We start from the raw sequence: 21,533 nt of genomic DNA on the forward strand, positions 1-21,533 counted from the left end.
CGTGAGACAAGCGTGACCCAGTGTGTACGGTCCCGCAACTCGCCGTGACTCAGTGGTCGCGCCCGGCGGCCCGCCGTACCGCCTCGATGAAGCGGCGCGCCGCGGGCGGCCCGGGCTCGCCCGGTGCCGGATCGTGCTCACCCAGAGTGAGCGAGTACCGCTGGCCGTTGAGGTCGGCCAAGGCGCGGTCCTCCGACGCGAACCACGGCTTGGAGGCCCGTACCGCCTGCACGGGCGCGCTGTCGATCTCGCTGCCGTAGCTGGTCAGCAGCTGCAGCCTGCCCTCGCTTATCCGGACCTGCCCGGCCCGGGTGAGCGAACGCAGCCGCTTGTCGATCCGCACGCCCTTCGCCGTGAACTCCGGCTCCGCCATCCTGCCCCGCCCCTTTTCGACTGCCTCGGCCACCGGCCCGCGGGCTTGTGGCCCCGACCGGCGCACTCCGGCTCGTGTGGTGATCCAGTGTGCGCCCCCGTTCGGGACGTTCGTCCCGTCCGGTGGCAGTCTGCCCGCCCGCGACGAGGAGCACCAGTACGCACGGGGCGCCGGGCGGGGGGCGCTCGGAGCACTCGCGGCAACGCGCCCCCCGCGGAATCGAGCCACTGTTCCGCAGGAGGCCTTTGAGGCGCCCAAAGATGCGTTTATGCAGGTGAGAAGCGCTGTGAAAGGTGCTTATGATCGGTGCGCCGGCCGTGTTCGGACGCCGTCGGCGCTCAGCGTAAGGAGCCCGCCGTGAGCACCACCCCGCAGATCCGCACCGGCGCCACCCTCGACGTCGACCGCAGTGACGGCGACTACCGCGACTGGCTCAAAGAGGCCGTCCGGAAAGTCCAGGCGGACGCGAACCGCTCGGCCGACACCCACCTGCTGCGTTTCCCGCTGCCGGAGGCCTGGGGCATCGATCTCTACCTCAAGGACGAGTCGACCCATCCCACAGGAAGCCTCAAGCACCGGCTGGCCCGCTCGCTCTTCCTCTACGGCCTGTGCAACGGCTGGATCCGGCCGGACCGGCCCGTGATCGAGGCGTCCAGCGGCTCGACGGCCGTCTCCGAGGCCTACTTCGCCAAGCTGATCGGCGTCCCCTTCGTCGCCGTCATGCCCCGCACGACCAGCTCCGAGAAGTGCCGGCTCATCGAGTTCCACGGCGGACGGTGCCACTTCGTGGACGACCCCCGGAAGGTGTACGAGGAGTCCGCGCGCCTGGCGGTGGAGACCGGCGGCCACTACATGGACCAGTTCACCTACGCCGAACGCGCCACGGACTGGCGGGGCAACAACAACATCGCCGAGTCCATCTTCCGCCAGCTGGAGCTGGAGCGGTTCCCGGAACCGGCGTGGATCGTCGCCACGGCGGGCACCGGCGGCACGTCCGCGACCCTCGCGCGCTACGTCCACTACACCCTGCGCGACACCCGGATCTGCGTCGCCGACCCCGAGAACTCCTGCTTCTTCGAGGGCTGGACCACCGACGACCCGGACGTCACCCGCGACTGCGGTTCGCGGATCGAGGGCATCGGCCGGCCGCGGATGGAGCCGAGCTTCGTGCCCGGGGCCATCGACCGGATGATGAAGGTGCCGGACGCGGCGAGCGTGGCGGCGGTACGGGCGCTGGAGCGGGCGATCGGGCGCAAGGCGGGCGGTTCGACCGGGACCGGCCTGTGGAGTGCGCTGAAGATCGTGTCCGAGATGGTGGCGGCGGGGCGCACGGGCAGTGTGGTGACGCTGCTGTGCGATCCGGGTGACCGGTACCTCGACAAGTACTACTCGGACTCCTGGCTGGAGGAGCAGGGTCTGGACATCTCTCCCTACACGGCGGCCATCGAGTCCCTGCTGGCCACGGGGGTCTGGCCGCGGTAGGGCCCCGGGAGCGGGCCGCCCGTCGCCGCGTCGGCGGTGCTCCGGATTCCTGAAGGGGCGGTACTGCGCGCGGAGTTCACAGCCCGGCGTCCAGGGCGCGGATCCCCTCGCGGATCGCCCGGCCCATGCCCGGTGCCGCCAGCCGGCACACCGCGCGGAACGGCGCCGTGCCGTCCATCGCGAACGTCATCCGGACCCGGGTGCCGGTGCCGTACGGGGTGAGGTGCCACTCCTCCAGCCAGGCCCGCGCACCCGGCACGTTCGCCGTGTCCACGCGGTAGGCGTACACCTCGGGGGCCGTCGACGCGATCACCGTCTCCGCGAAGCGGACGCCGCCCCGGAGCCGCACCTCGCGGCCGCCCTCCGTGGGACGGGCCGACCGCACCCCCGTCATCCACCGCGACCAGCCGGCCACGTCCTCCGCGAGAGCCCGGAAGACCGTCTCCGGCGCGGCCCTCGTCTCGCGTCCGAACACGAGCCGTACGGGTGCGGTCTCGACGAAGTCGAGCCCCACCGGGCGCAGTTGGTGAGCCACCGGGCCGACCTCCCTGGGAGACGCTGTCCCGAAAAGGTAGCTGACGGCCCGTCAACTGTCTGTACCCTCAGTCCGTTTCGCCCGCCACCACCAGGCGGCGCAGGTGCTCGGAGATCTCCGCGCGGGCCGCGGCGGGCAGCCCGGCGTCCGTGACCAGCGTGTCGACCTGCTCCAGCTTGGCGAACGAGCTCAGGCCCACCGTCCCCCACTTGGTGTGGTCCGCGACCACCACGACACGGCGGGCCGACTGCACCAGGCGGCGGTTGGTCTCCGCCTCCGCGAGGTTCGGGGTGGAGAGGCCGGCCTCCAGCGATATGCCGTGCACGCCGAGGAACAGCAGGTCGAAGTGGAGCGCGCCGATCGCCTGGTCGGCCACCGGACCGACCAGCGAGTCCGACGGCGTGCGGACCCCGCCGGTCAGGACGACGGTGGCCGCGCCCTGCCGCTGCCCGGAGACCCGCTGGGCGGCGTGGAAGACGTCCGCGACCCGCACCGAGTTCGTCACCACGGTCAGGTCCGGCACCTCCAGGAGCTGATGGGCCAGCGCGTACGTCGTCGTCCCGCCGGACAGCGCGATCGCCGTGCCCGGCACGACCAGTTCCGCGGCGGCGCGGGCGATGTCCTCCTTGGCGGTCAGCTCCAGGCCCGACTTGGCCTCGAACCCGGGCTCGTGGGTGCTCGCCTCGACCACCGGCACCGCACCGCCGTGCACCTTCTCCAGCACGCCCTGCCGGGCCAGCGCGTCCAGATCCCGGCGTACGGTCATGTCCGACACGCCGAGTTTCCGGGTCAGTTCGTTGACCCGGACGCCGCCCCGGCGCCGGACCTCGTCCAGGATCAGGGCGCGGCGCTGCTCCGCGAGGAGGTTCTGGTTCTCGCTCACGTACGCTCCGGTCCTCTCGCCTAAAGCCGTCCGACACGCCCTGCGTACCGGCTCCGACCAGGACATTCCGCTCGGCTCCGGTGCGTGGGCGCCCCATCCTTTCACGGGACCGCACCGGTTGCGCCACTCCCTGTGCCGGCCCGCACCCGCATCCCGGTCACCGCGTGTTCCCTCAGGTGACACCCACAACGGGGAGATTCCGTGCCGAGTGGTGTACGTCACACCGGAATCGGAGATCCTGAAACCCGCACGGAGACACACCATCGGCGCGGCACGGGGGAAGTGCGAGAACAGTGGAACGCGCGCAGGAACACACCGACGGCCCCGCGCAGCGGCCGGGAGCCCTCCCCACCGGATCCGTCCTGCCGCCGGGCGGTCCGCCCGACCACCTCGCGCGACAGCCGGACACCTCCCGCCGGCCCGCCGCCGGCGCCGCCGTACCGGAGATCGACCTCGAACTGCTCGTGCACGGGGTCGGCGGCAGCACGCCCGAGAAGATGCTCGGTGATCCGCGCACGGTGCGGATCACCGGCGACGACACGGCGGCCGTCTTCCGGCGCACCGGGGACGCCGACGCCGAGACCCGGCCCGGCGACTACCGCGGCCGCCCGGTCCGCGAGGCGTACGTCTGGTGCAACCTCACCTCGGGCAACGCCTCCCGCGCCCTGTGGCTGCTGCTCCTGCCGTTCATGGTGGTCAACCTCGCCCACTGGATGCGCCCCGCCGCCCAGGACCGGCCGCGCACCGTCCGCCTGTACGGCCTGCTCGTCCGCCTCGCCGGACTCACCCTGACGGTGCTGCTGGTCGCCGCCGCCTGCGAGGTCGCCCTCGACCTCGCCGCCTGGCAGTGCGCGGGCACCGCCGCCTGCGCCCGCCGGCACACCTGGCTCGGCTTCCTCTCACCCACGGGCGCCACCGGCGGCTGGTGGAGCGCCCCCGGCCGCCGCCTCGCCCTGGCCGCCCTGGTGCCCGCCGCGCTGACCGGCCTGCTCTGGTACCTCTCGCACCGCACCTGGAGCGCCTACGAGTCCACCCGGCCCCTCGCCCACGACGCGGAACCCGGACACACCTCCCTCGGCAGCCCCGGCTTCTGGTACGGGCGCCGCCTGGTGGCCCGGCTGCGCGCCGCCCACACCGCGGCGGGCCTGCTCACCGTGGCCGCCGCGGTCCTCGCGCCCGCGGCCGCCTTCGACCGCCGGCCCGGCGGACCGGCTCTGCTCGACGCGGCCGGCCGGCTGCTGTCCTGCGCCCTGGCGGTCCTCGCCGTCGCCGCGGTGGGGGTGGTCTGCCGCCGGGGCCGCACCGAGAACCTCCTCGACCAGGAACTCGACCGGCACCTGGTACGACGCCTGCCGCTCGGCGCGCTCGCCCTGCTGGTCCTCGTCGCCCTCTACGCCGGCTGGTCCCGGCCGGGCTGGCACTCCGCGGGACGGCTCGCCGGCGACCCGGCCTTCGGCAGCCTGGTCCTGGCCCAGGGTGTGCTGGTGATCGCCCTGGCGGCCGTCGCCCACGACCTGCACCGCAGGCTGCCCGATCCGCGGGCCGCGATGCGCGGCCTCGGCGGCCCCGCGGTCGCGCTGCTCGCCTGCGCGCTGGGCGGCGTGATGTCGGGCGGGGTCGCCCAGCGGGTCTCCGACTGGCTGGACGGCACCGGCTCCTCCCTCGCCGGACCACCAGTACTGCTGACCTGGCAGGCGTCGGTGATCCCGCCCGTCCTCGCGGTGCTGCTCGCCGCGGCAGCCTTTCTCGCCCGGCGCACCTCGCGGCTCGGCCGCGCCGAACGTGCCGACGTGGCCCTCGACCACGTCGGCGAACCGGAGGACACGGCCCGCACCCGCCGTATCGCCCGGGTCCGTGCCATGGCGGCCCTCACCGACCGGGCGCCGTTCGTCGTCACCGTCCTGTGCGCCGCCACGCTGGTGCTGGGAGCCGGGGCGCTGGCCGGGGCGTTCGCCACCGGGCGGACCCCGGACGCGGCCGCCGACCGGACCTTCGCCCTGGTGCACGGCGCGGCCCAGGCCTCCCAGGCGCTCGGCTCCTGGCTGGTCGGGCTCGGCTTCATACTGTTCGTCACCTGGGGCCGGCGCGCCTACAAGGACGCCTCCGCCCGGCGGACCATCGGCATCCTCTGGGACGTCGGTACCTTCTGGCCGCGCGCCGCCCACCCCTTCGCCCCGCCCTGCTACGCCGAGCGCGCGGTGCCGGACCTGACCTGGCGCATGGACACCTGGATCCGCCGCACCGGCGGCCGGCTGGTCCTCTCCGGCCACTCCCAGGGCAGTGTCCTCGCGGCCGCGGCGGCCTGGCAGCTGACCCCGTCGGTCCGCCGCCGGGTCGCCCTGCTCACCTACGGCTCCCCGCTGGAGCGCCTGTACGGCCGCTGGTTCCCGGCCCACTTCGGGCCCGCCGAACTCGCCTCCCTGCACCGCGAGGTGGCCTGCTGGCGCAACCTCTACCGCCGTACCGACCCCATCGGCGGCCCGGTGCGGATCGCCGCCGGCGACGGCCCGGCGGTCGACCACACCCCGCTCAAGGACCCGCTGGCCTACGGACGCAGCCCCGGCCATCCGCTGCCCGCACCGATCCTGGGCCACTCCGACTACCAGGCGGACCCGGCCTTCGCCGAGGAACGGAAACGGCTGCTGGCCCGGCTGCGGCCGGAACTGCCCGGACAGCGGCCGCAACCGGAGGGCTGATCAGGCGAGTTCGGGAAGGTCCTCCGCGTACAGCAGGGTGAGGTCGTCGGTGCTCGGGTCGGCGAGCTGGGCGACCCGGCTCGCGTGCCGCTCCACCATCGCCTCGAACGTCTGCCGCGCGGTACGGCCGTTGCCGAACGCGGGGCCCTTGGGGAGCGCCGTGAAGTACGTCCGCAGCGCCTCGAAGGCACCCGGTGCCAGCCGGTACTCGTGCTCGTCGGCCTGCTGTTCCACGATCCGCAGCAGTTCGTCGGGGCCGTAGTCGCTGAAGGTGATGGTCCGGGAGAACCGGGACGCCACACCGGGGTTGACCGAGAGGAAGCGCTCCATCTCCGCCGTGTAGCCCGCGACGATCACCACGACGGAGTCCCGGTGGTCCTCCATCAGCTTCACCAGGGTGTCGATGGCCTCCTTGCCGAAGTCCCGGCCGGCGTCCTCCGGCGACAGCGCGTACGCCTCGTCGATGAACAGCACCCCGCCGTGCGCCCGCTGGAACGCCTCCTGGGTGCGGATCGCCGTGGAGCCGATGTGCTCGCCGACCAGGTCGACCCGGGACACCTCGACCAGATGGCCCTTCTCCAGCACCCCGAGGGAGGCGAGGATCTCGCCGTAGAGCCGGGCGACCGTCGTCTTGCCGGTGCCGGGGGAGCCCGTGAAGACCAGGTGCCGCTTGACCGAAGCGGCCTTCAGGCCGGCCTGCTGACGGCGCCGGCCGACCTCGATCATGTCGGTCAGCGCACGGACCTCGCGCTTGACGCTCTCCAGGCCGACCAGCGCGTCGAGTTCACCGAGCACGGCCTGCGAGGTGCGGGCCGGCTCCGGCGGTTCGGCGGGAGCCAGGAGCGGCTCCTGCTCGGCGCTGCGCTGGCCGGGGATGGCGCCCAGCAGGCCGGGCGTCTGGTGGGCCGTCTGCACGACCGGCTCGGGCGCGGCGGACGGCCGCAGGCTGCCGCTCTCGTCGCTGGTGCAGTCCTCCACCACCGGGCCGGTGCCCGAGCCCGTGTCCGGGCCCGCGTCGGCGAACTCGTAACCGCCGCGCGCGCACCGCTCCGTACGGCACTTGCGCAGCGTCGTGCGGCAGCCGTCGATGACGTGGAAGCCGTAGCCGCCGCTGCCGGTGACCCGGCAGTTCTGGAAGGTGCCGCGGCCGCCCGCCGACACGTAGAAGCCCGCCTCGGCGGGGGAGTCCACGGTGCAGCGTTCGATCGTGGGGTCGGCGCCCTTGGTGACGATCACGCCCGTCTGGGTGCCGTCCACCGTGCAGTTGTTGAGGGTGCCGCCGCTGCCGTGGTCCCGGAACCAGGCTCCGGTGGCCGCGTCCCGGATCCGGCAGTCGTCCAGCTGCGCGGTGGCCCCGTCGCTCACCGACACCGCCGTGTTGCGCACCTGGGAGAGGTCGCTGTCGACGACGTCCGCGCGGGAGCCGCGGTCCAGCACGAACAGCGCGTCCGGCACGTCGTGCACCCGGCACGAGTCCAGGACGGCGGTGGCGCCGTCGCTCACCCACACCGCCGGGTAGTCGCCGGTGCTGTCGAAGATCTCGCACTGGTTGGCGTCCACGCGGGTGCCCGGGTCCCACACCGACAGGCCGTTGCGGCCGAACTGGCGCACGGTCGTGCGGGTCAGCGTCAGCACGGAGCGCGAGCGCAGGTCGACCGCGTTCTCCGGGATGTCGTGGATGCGGCAGTCGGCGAGGGTGAGCACCGCGTCGGTGTCGAGCGTGACGCCGTCGGCGGTGGTGCGGTGCACGTCGCAGTCGGTGAGGTGCGCCGTGGCCCGTGCGGTGACCTGCACGCCGGAGCCGCGCACCTCGTAGATCTCGCATCCGACGGCCTCCAGCGCGGAGTTCTCGCCGGTCGCCGTCATGCCGGTGCCCGAGGCATGGTGGACACGGCAGCGCTCAAGGCGCGGGTGGCCGCCGCCGCGCACCGCCACGCCCGCCTGACCGGCCGCCACGACCTCGCACTCCTCGAACACGCCGCCGCCGCCGTCGAGCACGGCGATGCCGATGCCCGCCGGGTTGTCGACGGTGCAGCGCCGCACGGTCGGCCGTGCGCCGCCGCGCACCTCTATCCCGGCGGCGGAGCGGGTGACGATCCGCAGGTCCAGCAGCTCGGGTGTGCCCTCCTCGACCAGCAGCGCGGGCGCCGCCGCGTCCTGGCCCTCGACGTGCAGGTCCTGCACGACCGCCGAGGCACGCACGGTCAGCGGCACCCCGTCCGCGGGCGCGATGCGCACCGAACCGGGCGAGCCCTCGGGGCCGCGCAGCGTCACCGCGCGCTGGACGACGAGGTTCTCCCGGTAGGTGCCGGGCGCGACCGTCAGGACGTCGCCGTCCGCGGCGGCCTCCAGGGCGGCGGCGAGCGACGCGTACTCACCAGTGCGGCGCCGCCACCTCGATGTGCCGGTGTGCGTCACCTGGACCGTGCCCTGTGCCATGGCGTTGCTGAGCCCCCACCTCGTCGTACAGATCGCTCGCTCGCCTTCGGGACGGCCACCTGGAGGGTGTCCGGCCCGTGCGGTCCGCTCGCGCGCGGGTCGATGCCGAATGCGCTTCGGCCGGTCCACCGTAGCGTGCGCCGAGGTGGTGCACCGACCAGAGGGAAAAAGGCCCTCAGCTGCCGGTGCCGGCCTTGCCCCAGTCCGGGCCCGCCCGCTCCCAGGCCCGGTCCCAACGCGCGTACCTGCGACGGACCATACGCCAGACGATCATGCGCCGGACGGTCTCCGTCAGGCCCGCGGCGAGCAGGGTGGCGCCGAACCCGGCCAGCACGGCGTGGGTCGTGGCGGTGGTGGAGTCCAGCGGGCGGGCGGCCAGGAGGCCGTGCCGGTCCGTCCAGATGCCGAAGCGGTCGCCCTTGTGCGGGGACTTGAGGATCGTCAGGACCGTGCCGTGCCGCCGGGTGCCGTCCGGGGCGGTCCAGTCGGCGAGGACGCGGCTGCGGGTGTCGTGGGCACTGGTGGCGTCGGGGTCCGGCTCCACCAGGGAGCCGCCCAGTCTCCGGACGACGGTGGCCGTGACCGGATGCCGGTCGTGGTGCTGCTGGCGGACGGACCGCTGCAGGGCGTTCTGGGCGGCGGCGCCGACGAGCGAGCCGAGCACGGGCGCGGCCACCACGATCAGCAGCAGTGTCACCAGGGCCACCCAGGCCTCGGCCAGGTCGGTTCTCCGGCGCAGCGGATTGCGCCGCCAGCGCCACAGACCACGGATCGCTCGCACCGTCCACCACCCCCCTTCCGCTCCGTCATGGCCCCCGCCCGGCCCGTTCACCCGCGAGCCCGCCCGAAGAGAGCGAGATCACGCCCGGCACGGGCTCCCGGGAACGTCCCACGACCCCAACGACCGGGCCGCGGGCCGAGGTTCCCGCGGAGGCGGAGATCACCCGGGCGGCAGCCGGGGCCCGATGCGCATGATTCCGGTGGGCAGGGGTACGCGGTGGCGTGGCCGTACGTGAGGTGGGGGGAGCGGAGGGTGCGGGATGCGGCCGGGGAGGTGAGCCGCGGTGCGGGGACCGCCGGTTGGCCGAACAGATGGTGTCGGTGCGCCGAACCGCCGGTGCCGGTGCGCGGAACCCCGCGCACCGGGCACGCGTCGCCACGGACCGTGGACGGCCTCCCCCTTCGACGCGCGCCGCGCACCATGGGCGTCCACCGGACCGTGACCAGGGGTTCCGGGACCGGCTGCGTCGGCCGGCGCCCGCCGGGCGCGGACAGCCGGAAGCCACCACCGGACGGCTGCACGGCGGCGGACGGCGCGGGGCGCGGGCGGACGCGCCGGGTGACGACCTTTCCCCCGTCGTCGATCAGAGCCCGGCGTCGGTCACCGGCCGGCCTCCCGGGCCGTACGACGGCCGGCCGGGGCGCGAGGCCCCGGAGCGCCTTGACCGGGTGAAGGTGCGTCGGCCGCACTCCGGCGATCCCCAGGACGGCGTGCTACGCGGCACCGGCGTCCGGGGGTGTCGGTCAGTAGCCGCGGTACTGCTGCTGTTGCTGGTTGTTGTACGGGTCCTGGTACGGGGTCGTGGGCGCGGGGCGCGGAGCCGCCGGGCGCATCGCCTCGTACCCGGTGCCGCCCATCATCGGGCGCGGGGGCTGGGGCTGCTGCTGGCCGGGGTAGCCACGCGGCGCGGTCGCCTGCTGCGGGATGTAGGCGGTGGGGGCCTGCTGCATCGGCACGGGCTGCTGCATCTGCGGGTAGCCGTAGCCGGCGGCGGGCTGGGAGGGGCCCGCGGGGAGGGCGGGCAGTGCCGACGGGAGCGCGGGCAGGTTCAGGCCGCTGGGCGCGTCGTAGGCGGGGGGGACTCGGATCGGGGCGATCTGCGGGGTGCCACGCTCGGCCACGAGGGAGTCGTAGATCGGGGTGTCCGGGAAGGAGGCGGAGTAGTAGCCGCCGCCATAGGTGGAGCGGGGGGAGGTCATGGCACATAAGTTAAGCCCACGATGTGCTGGTTGGGGAGACCGATAAGAGGGTTGTTTTCCGTGTCGGCAGTGATGCCGGATCCCCAATCCGAGCGAACTCGGCAAAAAAGGACGGCAATCAACGTACTGATCGTGTAAAGGCCGAGTTCCGCGCGGGTTACCGGCAGTTGGACCGGGATCTTCCTATGCTGCTCATGAGGCCTGCCTGTGCCCGGGAATAGGTTGTGCGGGTAGGGATGACCTGGGACCGCCGGGCGCGCCCGGCACGCCGACACGCGATGGGGGCGGACATGACAATGTCGAAAGGATCCAATACACCGGTGCCGGCCACGGCACTGCGTGTCGAATTGGGCTGGCACTCCGGTCCCGGCGTCCCCGACGCGGACGCCTCGGCGCTGCTGCTGGTCGCCGGAAAAGTGCGCTCCGACGGTGACTTCGTCTTCTACAACCAGCCCGCGCACGCCTCCGGCGCGGTCCGCCACGAGGGCAAACGGCACTCCGGCGGTCAGGTCACCGACACCCTTTCCGTCGATCTCGCGCGCGTGGAGGCACCGGTCGAGCGGATCGTCCTGGCGGCCTCCGCCGACGGCGGGACCTTCGGCCGGGTGCCCGGCCTCTACATCGAGGTCCGCGACGCGGCGGACGGGACGGTGGTCGCCCGGTTCGACAGCACCGGAGCCACCGTGGAGACCGCCTTCGTCCTCGGTGAACTGTACCGGCGCCAGGGCGGCTGGAAATTCCGTGCCGTGGGACAGGGCTACAGCAGCGGACTCGAAGGCCTCGCCACCGACTTCGGGATCACCGTGGACGAACCCCAGCACCCGTCCCCGCAGCCCGCGGCCCCGCCCGCCCCCGCAGCGCCCGCCCCTACGCTCACCGCACCGCCCGCCGCCCCGGCGACCCCGCCGTCCGGCACCCGGCCCCTCCCGCAGACCCCGCCGCCCCCCTCCGGCGGCCTGCCCTTCCCCCAGTCCCCGCCGCCGTCCGCCTCCGGCGGTCTGCCCGTGCCCCCGCCCCCGCCCGTGCGCCTGTCGAAGGTGACCCTCACCAAGGCCGCGCCCTCCGTCTCCCTGGCCAAGCAGGGCGCCACCTCGGGCTCGCTCCGCGTCAACCTCAACTGGCAGGTCCGCAAGGAGTTCCCGGGAAACCGCGGCGGGCGGCGCGGCGGATCCGACCTCGATCTCGACCTGTGCGCCCTGTACGAGCTGGCCGACGGCCGCAAGGGCGTCGTCCAGGCGCTCGGCAACGCCTTCGGCTCGCTCGGCAGGCCGCCGTACATCCATCTCGACGGCGACGACCGCACCGGAGCCGTGGCGAGCGGCGAGAACCTCACCGTCAACCTCGACCACACGCGCGACTTCCGCCGCATCCTGGTCTTCGTCACCATCTACCAGGGCGCCAGCTCCTTCGCCGACCTGCACGCCACCGTCACCCTCCAGCCCCAGCACGGCGCCCCGGTCGACTTCTCCCTCGACGAGTGCACGGTCCCCTCGACGGTGTGCGCGCTCGCCCTGCTCACCAACACCGGCGGCGACCTGATCGTCCAGCGCGAGGCCCGCTACCTGGTCCCGGACCGCGGAGTGAGCCCGCAGCGGACCGTCGACCGCGCCTACGGCTGGGGCATGAACTGGACGCCCGGCCGCAAGTGACCCCGGCGCGGCCGGTCAGCCCTCGTCGGTCACGGCGTCCGGCCGCGCGTAGGTGCGGCCCTTCCAGGCCGCCCCGCGCCCCCGGTAGTGCTGCACCGCCGAGTCGACCGTCATCAGGAGGTAGAGGAACGCGGTGAACGGCAGCAGGGGCGCCGGCCACAGCGGCTGACGGTAGTAGCGGAGCATCGGCACGTACGTCGCGGTCATCACCAGCCAGGCCGCCGCGCCGGCGAGCACGGCCGCCGGGTCGCCGCCGGCCGCTCCCGCCAGCACCGCCGCCGGGGGCACCAGGTAGACCAGCGCCAGACCGGCGACCGTACCGAGCAGCAGCAGCGGGTTGTGCCGCAGCTGCGCGTACGCGCTCCGGGAGACCATCCGCCACAGGTCGTGCAGTCGGGGATACGGCCGCACGCTGTCCACCCGGTCCGCGAGCCCGAGCCAGATGTGTCCCCCGGACCCCTTCACGGCCCGCGCGAGCGCCACGTCGTCGATCACGGCGTGCCGGATCGCGTCCGGGACGCGCGCACGCTCCGCCGCGTCGGCGCGCAGCAGCACGCACCCGCCCGCCGCCGCGGCCGTGCGCGACCCCTTCCTGCCGATCCGGCGGAACGGGTACAGCTGGGCGAAGAAGTAGACGAAGGCGGGGACCACGAGCCGCTCCCACAGGCTTTCCACCCGCAGCCGGGCCATCTGCGAGACCAGGTCGAAGCCCCCGGTGCGGGCGGCCGCCACCAGCAGGCGCAGGCTGTCCGGCTCGTGCGCGATGTCCGCGTCCGTCAGCAGCAGGTACTCGGGGTCACGCGCGCGCGCCAGCGCGATGCCGTGCCGTACCGCCCACAGCTTGCCCGTCCAGCCCGCCGGCGGCTCGCCGGGCGAGGCCACGGTCAGCGGCAGCCCGCCGTGGCGCGCGGCCAGGTCCCGGGCCAGCTCGCCGGTGCCGTCCGTACTGCCGTCGTCCACCAGGAACACCTCCGCCCGCCCCGGGTAGTCCTGGGCGAGCAGCGACGGCAGACTCAGCGGCAGCACCGCCGCCTCGTCCCGGGCCGGCACGACCACGCACACGTCCGGCCAGCGGCCGGGATCGCCCTGCGGCGGCAGCCGTACGTCGGTCCGCCAGAAGAACCCCTGGCAGAGCAGCAGCCACAGCCAGGCGGCGAGGGATACGGCGGCGGTCCACACGATGGCGCTCACCCGCGCAGTCTGCCCCACGAGACCTGCCTCCAACGGCCCATCGTCTATCGTGGCCGGGTGAAGATCGCGCTCATCGACTCCGGCATCGGCCTGCTGGCGGCCTCCGCGGCGGTACGACGGCTGCGCCCCGACGCGGATCTCGTCCTCTCCTTCGACCCCGAGGGCATGCCCTGGGGTCCGCGCACGCCCGAGGGCGTCACCGAGCGCGCTCTGGCCGTCGCCGAGGCCGCCGCGGCCCGCCGCCCCGACGCGCTGATCATCGGCTGCAACACGGCGACCGTGCACTCCCTGCCCGCGCTGCGCGCCCGTCTGGAACCCGGCATCCCCGTCATCGGCACGGTCCCTGCGATCAAGCCGGCCGCGGCCGGCGGCGGCCGGGTCGCGATCTGGGCCACCCCCGCGACCACCGGCAGCGCCTACCAGCGGGGTCTCATCACGTCCTTCGCCGACGGCGTGCCGGTCACCGAGGTGCCCTGCTGGGGCCTGGCCGAGGCCGTGGAGCACGCCGACCACGCGGCCGTCGACGCCGCCGTGAGCGCGGCGGCCGCCCTCACACCCGACGACGTGACGGCCGTGGTCCTGGGCTGCACCCACTACGAACTCCTGGCGGAACGTATCCGCGCCGCCGTGCAGCCCGCCGGCGCCGCACCCGTCGCCCTGTACGGCTCGGCCGGAGCGGTGGCCGCCCAGGCGCTGCGCCGCGTCGGCGCCCGGCCCGCCCCCGACGCACCGGCCACCGGCACCGTGACGGTGCTGCTCAACGGCCGCGAGGGCGGACTCCCGGAAGCCGCGCTGGGCTACGCCGAGGCCCGCCTGCTGCGGACGGCGAGCCCCGCCGCCTCCCAGTGAACGCCCGGGGGACTCCGATACCCCCGATGTGAGCAGTCACCCTCCGCGACGCGGTACCCGCGCAGCGAAACCTGAGTAATCTCGTAGACATGAGGGACCACCCCCACGACCGCTCCCCGGACGAGGACGCCCCGCACCCCGATGTCTGGACGGGGCGCGCCACCAACCGGGTCCAGTGGCTGATGGCCCTGGTCGGCGCCGCCTGCATGGCACTCGGCGTCGAACTCGCCGTGGACTCGGCCTGGACCTCGGGGATCACGCCGCTGGTGATGTCCGTCGTCGGCTGCATCGCCGCCGGGCTGCTCGTTCTCTTCGGCACTCTCGCCTTCGTGCACGTCGACCTGAAGCTCGACAAGGAGTGCCTGGAGGTCCGGTGCGGCCACATAGGGGTACCGCGCCGGCGCATTCCGCTCTCCCACGTGGTCGGCGCCGACTTCAGCCCGCAGATTACTCCGCGTCACTGGGGCGGCTGGGGCTACCGCTGGCGGCCCGAGAAGGGCACGGCCGTCGTCGTCCGGCGCGGCGAGGGCATCGTGCTGCGCCTGTGGGACGGCCACACCTTCACGATCACCGTGGACAACGCCGAGACGGCGGTCCGGGTCATCAGGGAGCGCCTGCGCACGAGCGCACCCGGCACCGCGCACTGAGGCACGGGTCGCCCGGGCGCCCTGGTCCTGATCCCACCCTGGTCCTGATGCCGTCCCTGTCCTGATGTGCCCGTCCTGAGCGGCCGGTCTCAGCTCCGCGGGGAGCCCGCCATCCAGGGGCGGGCCGTCGCCAGGCCCGCCAGCAGGCCCGCGCCCGCCGACACCGCCGTGAAACTCAGGGCGTTTCCGACCGCCGCGACCGCGGCCACCGCCGTGAGCGCCGCACCCGCGGTGAGCACGACCGGCGTGGGGCGCGGCGAGCGCCACAGGGTGTAGAGCATCCAGCAGAACACGGCGGCCAGCAGCAGGACGCCGACCAGTCCCTGTTCGGCGGCCAGCTGGAGCGGGGCGGAGTGCGGTCTGCCGTCGGGCGGCAGGGTCCCGGACGCGGTGCCGTTCAGCCCGCCGAACCGCCCGGGGCCCACGCCCAGCGCGCTGTCGCGACGGGCGAGGTGCAGTGCGTCCCGCCACAGCAGGACGCGGCGCTCGGTGAGGGGCCCGGTCGTCGCGGCGGTGAGTCCGGCGGGCAGGACGTCCGCGGCGAGCGCCCAGACCGCGCCGGTCACCACCGTGGCCACCAGGGCCAGCCCGGCGACGCCCGCGCCCCGGTGCCGCATCCGGCCGGCCGCCGCCGAGCACAGGAGCACGGCGGCAGCGGCGGCACATCCCACCGCCGAGCCCGCCACGGCTCCGGCCACCGCGACACCGGCTGCCAGCGCCCGCAGCCCGAACCGCAACGCGGGGACCGGTGTCGCCCAGGCGGCGCAGCACAGACCGCCCGTCGCGAGGACCAGCTGCGCGGCCACGGCACCGGCAGGACCGAGCGGTGTCGCGAACCCGGAGCCCATGGCCCCCCGCGGCATCGCCAGCGCCGCCGCCGGCCCGGCCACCGCGGCGGCACAGGGCGCGGCCACCGGCCACAACGACCCCGACATCCGGCCCGCCGCACAGCCCGCGGCCACGGCCAGCACCGCCAGCAGCACGCCCTCGGGCCGTCCGTCCCGTCCGGCCGCGGTGAGCAGCGCCCACCCGGCGCACGCCGCCAGCACCACGACGCCCACCGCGTCAGAAACGTTTCGTCTGTCGCTGTCCGCATCCGCTCCGGCAGCGGACGTCATCCCGGTCGACCCCACCGTCGCCCCCCGTACCCGGTCCCCCGACCCGCGGCGGGCCCCGCCGCCCGCCTCGGCTCACGGTAACCGGTGATGCCCGCTTTGTGGATGACTTGAGCGGGAACGGTGTGATTCCTGCCCGCCGGGACCGCGCTGCCGCCTCTCAGACAGCCGCCGTACACTCCCGGAGTGACCGCCACCGCAACTTCCGTCGGCCAGTCGGACCAGCTCACACCGCGCCCCGCGCCCCGGGCGCGCGGTCTGCGCCTGCTGCTCCGCCTGGTCCCGGCCGCCGCCGCAGCCCTCAGCGGCGTGCTGCTGTACGTCAGCTTCCCGCCGCGCACGCTGTGGTGGCTGGCCCTGCCCGCCTTCGCCGGATTCGGGTGGGTACTGCGCGGCCGCACCTGGAAGGCGGCGCTCGGCCTCGGCTACCTCTTCGGTCTCGGCTTCCTGCTGCCCCTGCTCGTGTGGACCGGCGTCGAGGTCGGCCCCGGGCCGTGGCTCGCGCTCGTCGCGATCGAGGCGATCTTCGTCGCCCTGGTCGGAGTCGGTGTCGCCGCGGTGTCCAGGCTGCCCGCCTGGCCGGTGTGGGCCGCCGCCGTCTGGATCGCCGGTGAGGCCGTCCGCGCGCGCGTGCCCTTCAGCGGCTTCCCCTGGGGCAAGATCGCGTTCGGCCAGGCCGAGGGCGTCTTCCTGCCCCTCGCCGCGGTGGGCGGCACCCCTGTGCTCGGTTTCGCGGTCGTCCTGTGCGGATTCGGTCTTCTCGAGGTGGCGCGCCTGGCCGTCGAGGGCCGCCGCACGCGGGAGATCCGCCGCGGCGCCGCCGCCGCGGCCCTGCTGAGCGTGGCCGTCCCCGTGGCGGGCGCGTTCGCCGCGCGGACGCTGGTGAGCGACAAGGCGGAGGACGGCTCGGTCACCGTCGCGGTCATCCAGGGCAACGTGCCGCGCGCCGGCCTCGACTTCGCGTCCCAGCGGCAGGCCGTGCTCGACTACCACGTCAAGGAGACGCTCAAGCTCGCGGCCGACGTCAAGGCGGGCAAGGTCGCCAGGCCGGACTTCGTGCTGTGGCCGGAGAACTCCTCCGACGTCGACCCCTTCGCCGACTCCGGCGCGGCCGACGTGATCAACGAGGCCGCCACGGCGATGGGCGTGCCCATCTCGGTCGGCGGAGTCGTCGAACGGGACGGCAAGCTCCTGAACGAACAGATCCTCTGGGACCCGGTCAAGGGCCCGACGGCGACCTACGACAAGCGGCAGATCCAGCCCTTCGGCGAGTACCTCCCCCTGCGCGGTCTGGTCGGTGCCATCAACAAGGACTGGACCAGCATGGTCCGGCAGGACTTCAGCCGGGGCACGAAGCCCGGCGTGTTCGACATCGACGGCACCAAGGTCGGCCTCGCCACCTGCTACGAGGCCGCCTTCGACTGGGACGTGCGGGACACCGTCACGCACGGCGCCGAGATGATCTCCGTGCCGAGCAACAACGCCACGTTCGACCGCAGCGAGATGACCTACCAGCAGCTCGCCATGTCCCGGATCCGCGCGGTCGAGCACAGCCGTACCGTCACCGTGCCGGTGACCAGCGGCGTCAGCGCGGTCATCATGCCGGACGGGAGGATCACCCAGAAGACCGGCATGTTCGTGCCCGCCTACCTGGTCCAGAAGGTGCCGCTGCGCACCTCCGAGACCCCCGCGACCCGGCTGGGCATCCTGCCCGAGATCGCGTTGGTGCTGGTCGCGGCGGGCGGGGTCGGCTGGGCGATCGGCTCGGGGCTGCGCTCCCGGCGCGCCGGTGACGCGTAGCCGTACACCCGCTGTACGCCCCATGGCTCCGGGCCTGACGGGCGAACCGGGCGGTTAGGGTCGGCGCATGGCCACTCCTGACTTCATCCACGCGATCCGGGCCTCCGCGGGCCACCAGCTGCTGTGGCTGCCCGGGATCACCGCCATCGTCTTCGACGACGAGGGCAGGGTGCTCCTGGGCCGCCGCACCGACACCCGCAAGTGGTCGGTCATCGGCGGCATCCCGGATCCCGGGGAGCAGCCCGCGGCCTGTGCGGTGCGGGAGGTCTACGAGGAGACGGCGGTGCGCTGCGTCGCCGAGCGGGTGGTCCTCGTCCAGGCGCTGAGCCCCGTCACCTATCCGAACGGCGACGTCTGCCAGTTCATGGACATCACCTTCCGCTGCCGGGCCGTCGGCGGCGAGGCCCGCGTCAACGACGACGAGTCGCTGGAGGTGGCCTGGTTCGAGGTGGACGCCCTGCCGGAGCTGAACGAGTTCGGCGTGCACCGGATCAAGCAGGCCCTGTCCGACGCGCCCACATGGTTCGACCCCGCGGCGTTCGGCTGAGGTGCGCGCTGCCCCCGCGCGCTCCCGGGGGAGGGCCGCCTAGGGTCGGATCATGATCTCGTCCACTACCCCTGACGGCCCCCGTGCGTCCGTCCTCGACCTGCGCGGCCGCACCGCTCTCGTGACCGGCGCCGCCGGCGGCATCGGCCGCGCCTGCGCGCTGCGCCTCGCCGCCGCCGGTGCCCGCGTGCGAGCCGTGGACCGGGACGCGGCCGGGCTGGCCGAACTGACGGAGGCGGCCGGACCGGTCGCGGGACCGGCGGGCGGTGACGTCGAACCGGTGCTCCTCGACCTCACCGACCTCGACGCCGCCGAACGCGCCGCCGCCGGCACCGACGTCCTCGTCAACAACGCCGGCATCCAGCGGGTCCGCCCCATCGAGGAGTTCCCGCCGGACGTCTTCCACACGGTGCTCACGGTGATGCTGGAGGCCCCGTTCCGGCTCATCAGGGGAGCCCTCCCGCACATGTACGCGCAGGGCTGGGGACGGATCGTCAACATGTCCTCCGCCCACGGACTGCGCGCCTCCGCCTTCAAGTCCGCCTACGTGGCCGCCAAGCACGGTCTGGAGGGACTCTCCAAGACGGCCGCCCTGGAAGGCGCACCCCACGGCGTCACCTCCAACTGCGTGAACCCCGGCTATGTGCGCACACCACTGGTCGAGCGACAGCTCGCCGACCAGGCCCGCGCGCACGGCATCCCCGAGGACCGTGTGCTGTCCGAGGTGTTCCTGTCCGACACCGCGGTGAAACGGCTCCTCGAACCGGAGGAGGTCGCCGAGGCCGTGGCCTACCTCTGCGGCCCGCAGGCGTCCTTCGTCACGGGCACCTCCCTGGTGCTCGACGGCGGCTGGACGGCTCACTGAGGGATTGGGACGCCAGGACCGCCATGTCCGCACCGAAACCGGCCATGCGGAGACGGCGTCGCCGAGTCGGCCGCCCGTGGTCGTCCGCCTCCTGGCGGAACGCGACCCGGCCGGTGTCCGCCGCCAGCTCCCGGTTCCCGCTGTCCGGCCGCGTCGTCCAGGCTCGCGAGGATCAGCTCCGGGGCGCCGTGCACCAGCCACTCAGGACCGGCCAACCGGCCGTCGACCGAAGCGACTTCACGGTCCGGACCGTTGCCGGGGAGTTCACGGGACATGGTCGGCATGGTAGCCATGCCGCCGTCGTCGACCGCCCGACGAGAGGGGCGAGAGCCTGCCCTGCTCCAGGCCGGATCCTGATTGTCAGTGCTGCCTGCGAGACTCCCTCCATGATTGCGAAGCTGCCTCTGGAGAGCCCTCTTTGGCGTGACTTCGACGGCGTCGAGGCCGAGGAGATGCGGGTCCTCCTGCGGCAGTTGGCCGCCGCGGCCGACGGGGAGGGCGGCGATGCGTGGCGGGACACCTGGACGGACCTGTCGGGCGGCCTGATGGACGACGGAGTCGTCGCCGACGGGGCCTACGCGGCGCTGCCCCATCTCGTCGAGGCGGCGGCGGCCCTGCCTCCGGGGCGGACCGTGGACTTCTGGGTGGACCTCGGATTCATCGTCACCGCCGATTACCGGCCCCCGGTCCCGGCCGGCCTCGAGGCGGGGTACGCCGCCGCACTGCGGCTGGCCGAGCGCGCGGCCGTCCGAAGCCTGCTCACCGTCGGCACCTCCGGGCCGGTGTGTGCCCAACTCGCGCTGTCCTGCGTGGCCTTGGCCGGTCATCCCATGGGCGTGGTGCTGTGGCAGCTCCCGGATCTCCGGGACGGCGGCCTGTCGTTGTCCTGTCCCGGGTGCGGGAGCGACACGGAGATGCCCGACTTCTTCGCGGCTCCGGCGCCTTCGCCCCCCGAGACGCCACTACTGCCCGGCCCTCCCCGCACCCGCCGAGAGGGGCATCCCTGGGGCGAGGCCGCAGGGGTCTTGCGGGAGGAGGCGCTGGGGGAGGGGTGGGAGGCCTTCCTGCGGGTGGCGCGCGATCTCGCGGCCGGAGGGGTGTCTCCCGGCACACCAGGACAGGCCGTCCTGTGCCTGGTCGCCGGGATGGTCGCGGTCAGGGGCGTCCCGCAACCGACCGCGGGGGAACTGGCCCGCAGACTGATGTCGCTCACGGGGCACTTCCGCTGCTGGGACTGCGAGCGGACGTGGCCGATCGCGGACGGCCTGGCGGAGACCCCGGACGGTGTGACCCTCCAGCATCCTCCGGCTCCGGCTCCGGCTACGGCTACGGCTCCGGCGCGGACGGACCCGGACGGGCCGGCCGACGGCACGCCCCGGATGCGGAGGACGGTGTTCTTCGCATCCGTGCCCGGTTCGCCCGGGAGCGTCGACGCCCTCGCGGTGGTGGCCCGCCCTGGTCGGCCGCCCCTCGTGGCCGGCGGCGGTGACACGGGCGTGGTGTGCCTGTGGGACGCGACCGACGGCCGGCTCGTTCGCGATCCGCTGCCAGGACATCCTGACGCCGTCCGCTCGATGACGGCCCTGCCCCTGCCCGACGGACGCGTCCTGGTGGCGAGCGGAGGCGACGGCGGGACGATCGCCGTGTGGGATCCCCTCACCGGCCGACCGGTCCGCGAACCTGCCGGTGACCGGCCCGGCGGAGTGACGGCGATGTGCGCCGCCGCCGTACCGGACGGTCGCACCCTGCTCGTCACCGGCACCCCCCGAGGCGTCGTCCGTCTGTGGGAACCGGAGGGCGGTGAATGCGTCGGCCGCCTCAACCCCTACGGCAGTCCCGTCCGGTCGCTCACCGCCGTCCCGATCTCCGCCGGCCACGCGCTGATCGCGGCCTCGGACACCGCGGGCCGGGTCCACGTGTGGGATCCGGCCGTGGAGGACCCCTGGGACCGCGGCGCGGCCGTCCGGCCGAGCGAACGCGCGCTCGCCGACGCCGATCACCGGGTGGCGGCCGTGGCGGCTGTCCCCCTGGCCGGGCGAACCGTGCTGGCCACGGCGGACCAGCTCGGCGCCGTCATGCTGTGGGATCCGGCCACCGGTGCCCCGGTCGGCGACGGTCTGCCCCGTTCCACGGGCACCGCCGGCCCGCCTCTCGTCACCGCCACCACCTCGCGCGGCGGCCGCACGGTGCTGGTCGTCGGCGCCCGGCACGGTCGCCGGCTGCGGGTGTGGGAACCGGAGACCGGCGCGGTGCGGCGGATCGCCCTGGACGTGTCGCCCACCTGCCTGGCCGCCGTGGGCGCGGACCTGATCGTCGGACACGACCGCGGTGTCCTCGGCCTCCCGCTCGGCGGACAGTGAACGCGTTCGGCCGCGACGCCGCCACCGCGATCCGAGCCCCGACGCGGTCGACGTCCGCCGGGGGCAGCGGAATTCACGATGGCACTCCGCACGGGCGACATGTCAGAGTTCGATGCATTGTC

Annotated in this window: 18 protein-coding genes; 9 read left to right on the forward strand and 9 right to left on the reverse strand. The window is 74.1% G+C overall.

Features of this window, described 5'->3' with window-relative positions; genetic code table 11:
* Positions 1-49: 49 nt before the first annotated feature.
* Positions 50-373 (reverse strand): hypothetical protein, encoded by a 324-nt coding sequence (locus ACIQOE_RS21380; RefSeq protein WP_351322601.1) that lies wholly within the window; start codon positions 371-373, stop codon positions 50-52.
* 357 nt (positions 374-730) lie between these two features.
* Between ACIQOE_RS21380 and ACIQOE_RS21385 the strand changes: the two genes are divergently transcribed.
* Positions 731-1,855, forward strand: a complete 1,125-nt coding sequence (locus ACIQOE_RS21385; protein WP_399009901.1) for a PLP-dependent cysteine synthase family protein — start codon at positions 731-733, stop codon at positions 1,853-1,855.
* Between the two features lie 76 nt (positions 1,856-1,931).
* Here ACIQOE_RS21385 and ACIQOE_RS21390 read toward each other — a convergent pair whose 3' ends face one another.
* Together ACIQOE_RS21390 and ACIQOE_RS21395 are read right to left on the reverse strand one after the other, a co-directional pair.
* Positions 1,932-2,390 carry an SRPBCC family protein gene (locus tag ACIQOE_RS21390; protein WP_351322605.1) on the reverse strand — a complete coding sequence of 153 codons (459 nt, stop codon included), beginning with the start codon at positions 2,388-2,390 and terminating at the stop codon, positions 1,932-1,934.
* Positions 2,391-2,457: 67 nt separating this feature from the next.
* Complete coding sequence (locus ACIQOE_RS21395) at positions 2,458-3,273, reverse strand: DeoR/GlpR family DNA-binding transcription regulator (protein WP_351322607.1); 816 nt, start codon at positions 3,271-3,273, stop codon at positions 2,458-2,460.
* Between the two features lie 293 nt (positions 3,274-3,566).
* On the opposite strand from ACIQOE_RS21395, the gene ACIQOE_RS21400 reads away from it, so the two are divergent.
* The gene (locus ACIQOE_RS21400; RefSeq protein WP_401412991.1) at positions 3,567-5,969 is read left to right on the forward strand and encodes a hypothetical protein; all 2,403 of its coding nucleotides are present in this window, start codon (positions 3,567-3,569) and stop codon (positions 5,967-5,969) included.
* Here ACIQOE_RS21400 and ACIQOE_RS21405 read toward each other — a convergent pair whose 3' ends face one another.
* The 4 genes from ACIQOE_RS21405 to ACIQOE_RS21420 all read right to left on the reverse strand — a co-directional run bounded on the left by ACIQOE_RS21405 (position 5,970) and on the right by ACIQOE_RS21420 (position 10,388).
* Positions 5,970-8,408 (reverse strand): right-handed parallel beta-helix repeat-containing protein, encoded by a 2,439-nt coding sequence (locus ACIQOE_RS21405; protein WP_351322609.1) that lies wholly within the window; start codon positions 8,406-8,408, stop codon positions 5,970-5,972.
* Positions 8,409-8,583: 175 nt separating this feature from the next.
* The gene (locus tag ACIQOE_RS21410) at positions 8,584-9,189 is read right to left on the reverse strand and encodes a hypothetical protein (RefSeq protein WP_365554210.1); all 606 of its coding nucleotides are present in this window, start codon (positions 9,187-9,189) and stop codon (positions 8,584-8,586) included.
* A gap of 47 nt (positions 9,190-9,236) precedes the next feature.
* On the reverse strand, positions 9,237-9,878 hold the full coding sequence (locus tag ACIQOE_RS21415) for an MOSC N-terminal beta barrel domain-containing protein (protein WP_401412994.1): 642 nt from the start codon (positions 9,876-9,878) through the stop codon (positions 9,237-9,239).
* 54 nt (positions 9,879-9,932) lie between these two features.
* Entirely contained in the window at positions 9,933-10,388 is a 456-nt protein-coding gene (locus ACIQOE_RS21420) for a DUF6643 family protein (RefSeq protein ID WP_351322615.1), read from the reverse strand.
* A gap of 296 nt (positions 10,389-10,684) precedes the next feature.
* Here ACIQOE_RS21420 and ACIQOE_RS21425 point away from each other — a divergent pair, with 296 nt between their 5' ends.
* Positions 10,685-12,037: a TerD family protein gene (locus ACIQOE_RS21425; RefSeq protein ID WP_401413405.1), complete on the forward strand. Its 1,353-nt coding sequence runs from the start codon at positions 10,685-10,687 to the stop codon at positions 12,035-12,037.
* Positions 12,038-12,052: 15 nt separating this feature from the next.
* Here ACIQOE_RS21425 and ACIQOE_RS21430 read toward each other — a convergent pair whose 3' ends face one another.
* Positions 12,053-13,246 (reverse strand): glycosyltransferase, encoded by a 1,194-nt coding sequence (locus tag ACIQOE_RS21430; RefSeq protein ID WP_401412996.1) that lies wholly within the window; start codon positions 13,244-13,246, stop codon positions 12,053-12,055.
* Between the two features lie 39 nt (positions 13,247-13,285).
* On the opposite strand from ACIQOE_RS21430, the gene ACIQOE_RS21435 reads away from it, so the two are divergent.
* On the forward strand, positions 13,286-14,077 hold the full coding sequence (locus ACIQOE_RS21435) for an aspartate/glutamate racemase family protein (protein WP_351322619.1): 792 nt from the start codon (positions 13,286-13,288) through the stop codon (positions 14,075-14,077).
* Between the two features lie 89 nt (positions 14,078-14,166).
* Entirely contained in the window at positions 14,167-14,724 is a 558-nt protein-coding gene (locus ACIQOE_RS21440) for a hypothetical protein (protein WP_351322621.1), read from the forward strand.
* 89 nt (positions 14,725-14,813) lie between these two features.
* Here the strand turns inward: ACIQOE_RS21440 and ACIQOE_RS21445 are convergent, their stop codons facing one another.
* Entirely contained in the window at positions 14,814-15,842 is a 1,029-nt protein-coding gene (locus tag ACIQOE_RS21445) for an O-antigen ligase family protein (RefSeq protein ID WP_401412999.1), read from the reverse strand.
* A gap of 183 nt (positions 15,843-16,025) precedes the next feature.
* Here ACIQOE_RS21445 and lnt point away from each other — a divergent pair, with 183 nt between their 5' ends.
* The 4 genes from lnt (at position 16,026) to ACIQOE_RS21465 (ending at position 21,411) form a co-directional block, all read left to right on the forward strand.
* Positions 16,026-17,639, forward strand: coding sequence for an apolipoprotein N-acyltransferase (lnt, locus tag ACIQOE_RS21450; RefSeq protein ID WP_365571568.1), 1,614 nt, complete (start codon positions 16,026-16,028; stop codon positions 17,637-17,639).
* A 67-nt stretch (positions 17,640-17,706) separates the two neighbouring features.
* The gene (locus ACIQOE_RS21455; RefSeq protein ID WP_351322627.1) at positions 17,707-18,186 is read left to right on the forward strand and encodes an NUDIX domain-containing protein; all 480 of its coding nucleotides are present in this window, start codon (positions 17,707-17,709) and stop codon (positions 18,184-18,186) included.
* 52 nt (positions 18,187-18,238) lie between these two features.
* Positions 18,239-19,051, forward strand: a complete 813-nt coding sequence (locus ACIQOE_RS21460; protein WP_401413001.1) for a 3-hydroxybutyrate dehydrogenase — start codon at positions 18,239-18,241, stop codon at positions 19,049-19,051.
* Between the two features lie 386 nt (positions 19,052-19,437).
* Entirely contained in the window at positions 19,438-21,411 is a 1,974-nt protein-coding gene (locus ACIQOE_RS21465; protein WP_401413003.1) for a WD40 repeat domain-containing protein, read from the forward strand.
* The last annotated feature ends 122 nt before the right edge of the window (positions 21,412-21,533 follow it).

It is taken from the genome of Streptomyces sp. NPDC091282 (assembly GCF_044757385.1).
GTDB lineage: Bacteria > Actinomycetota > Actinomycetes > Streptomycetales > Streptomycetaceae > Streptomyces > Streptomyces gramineus.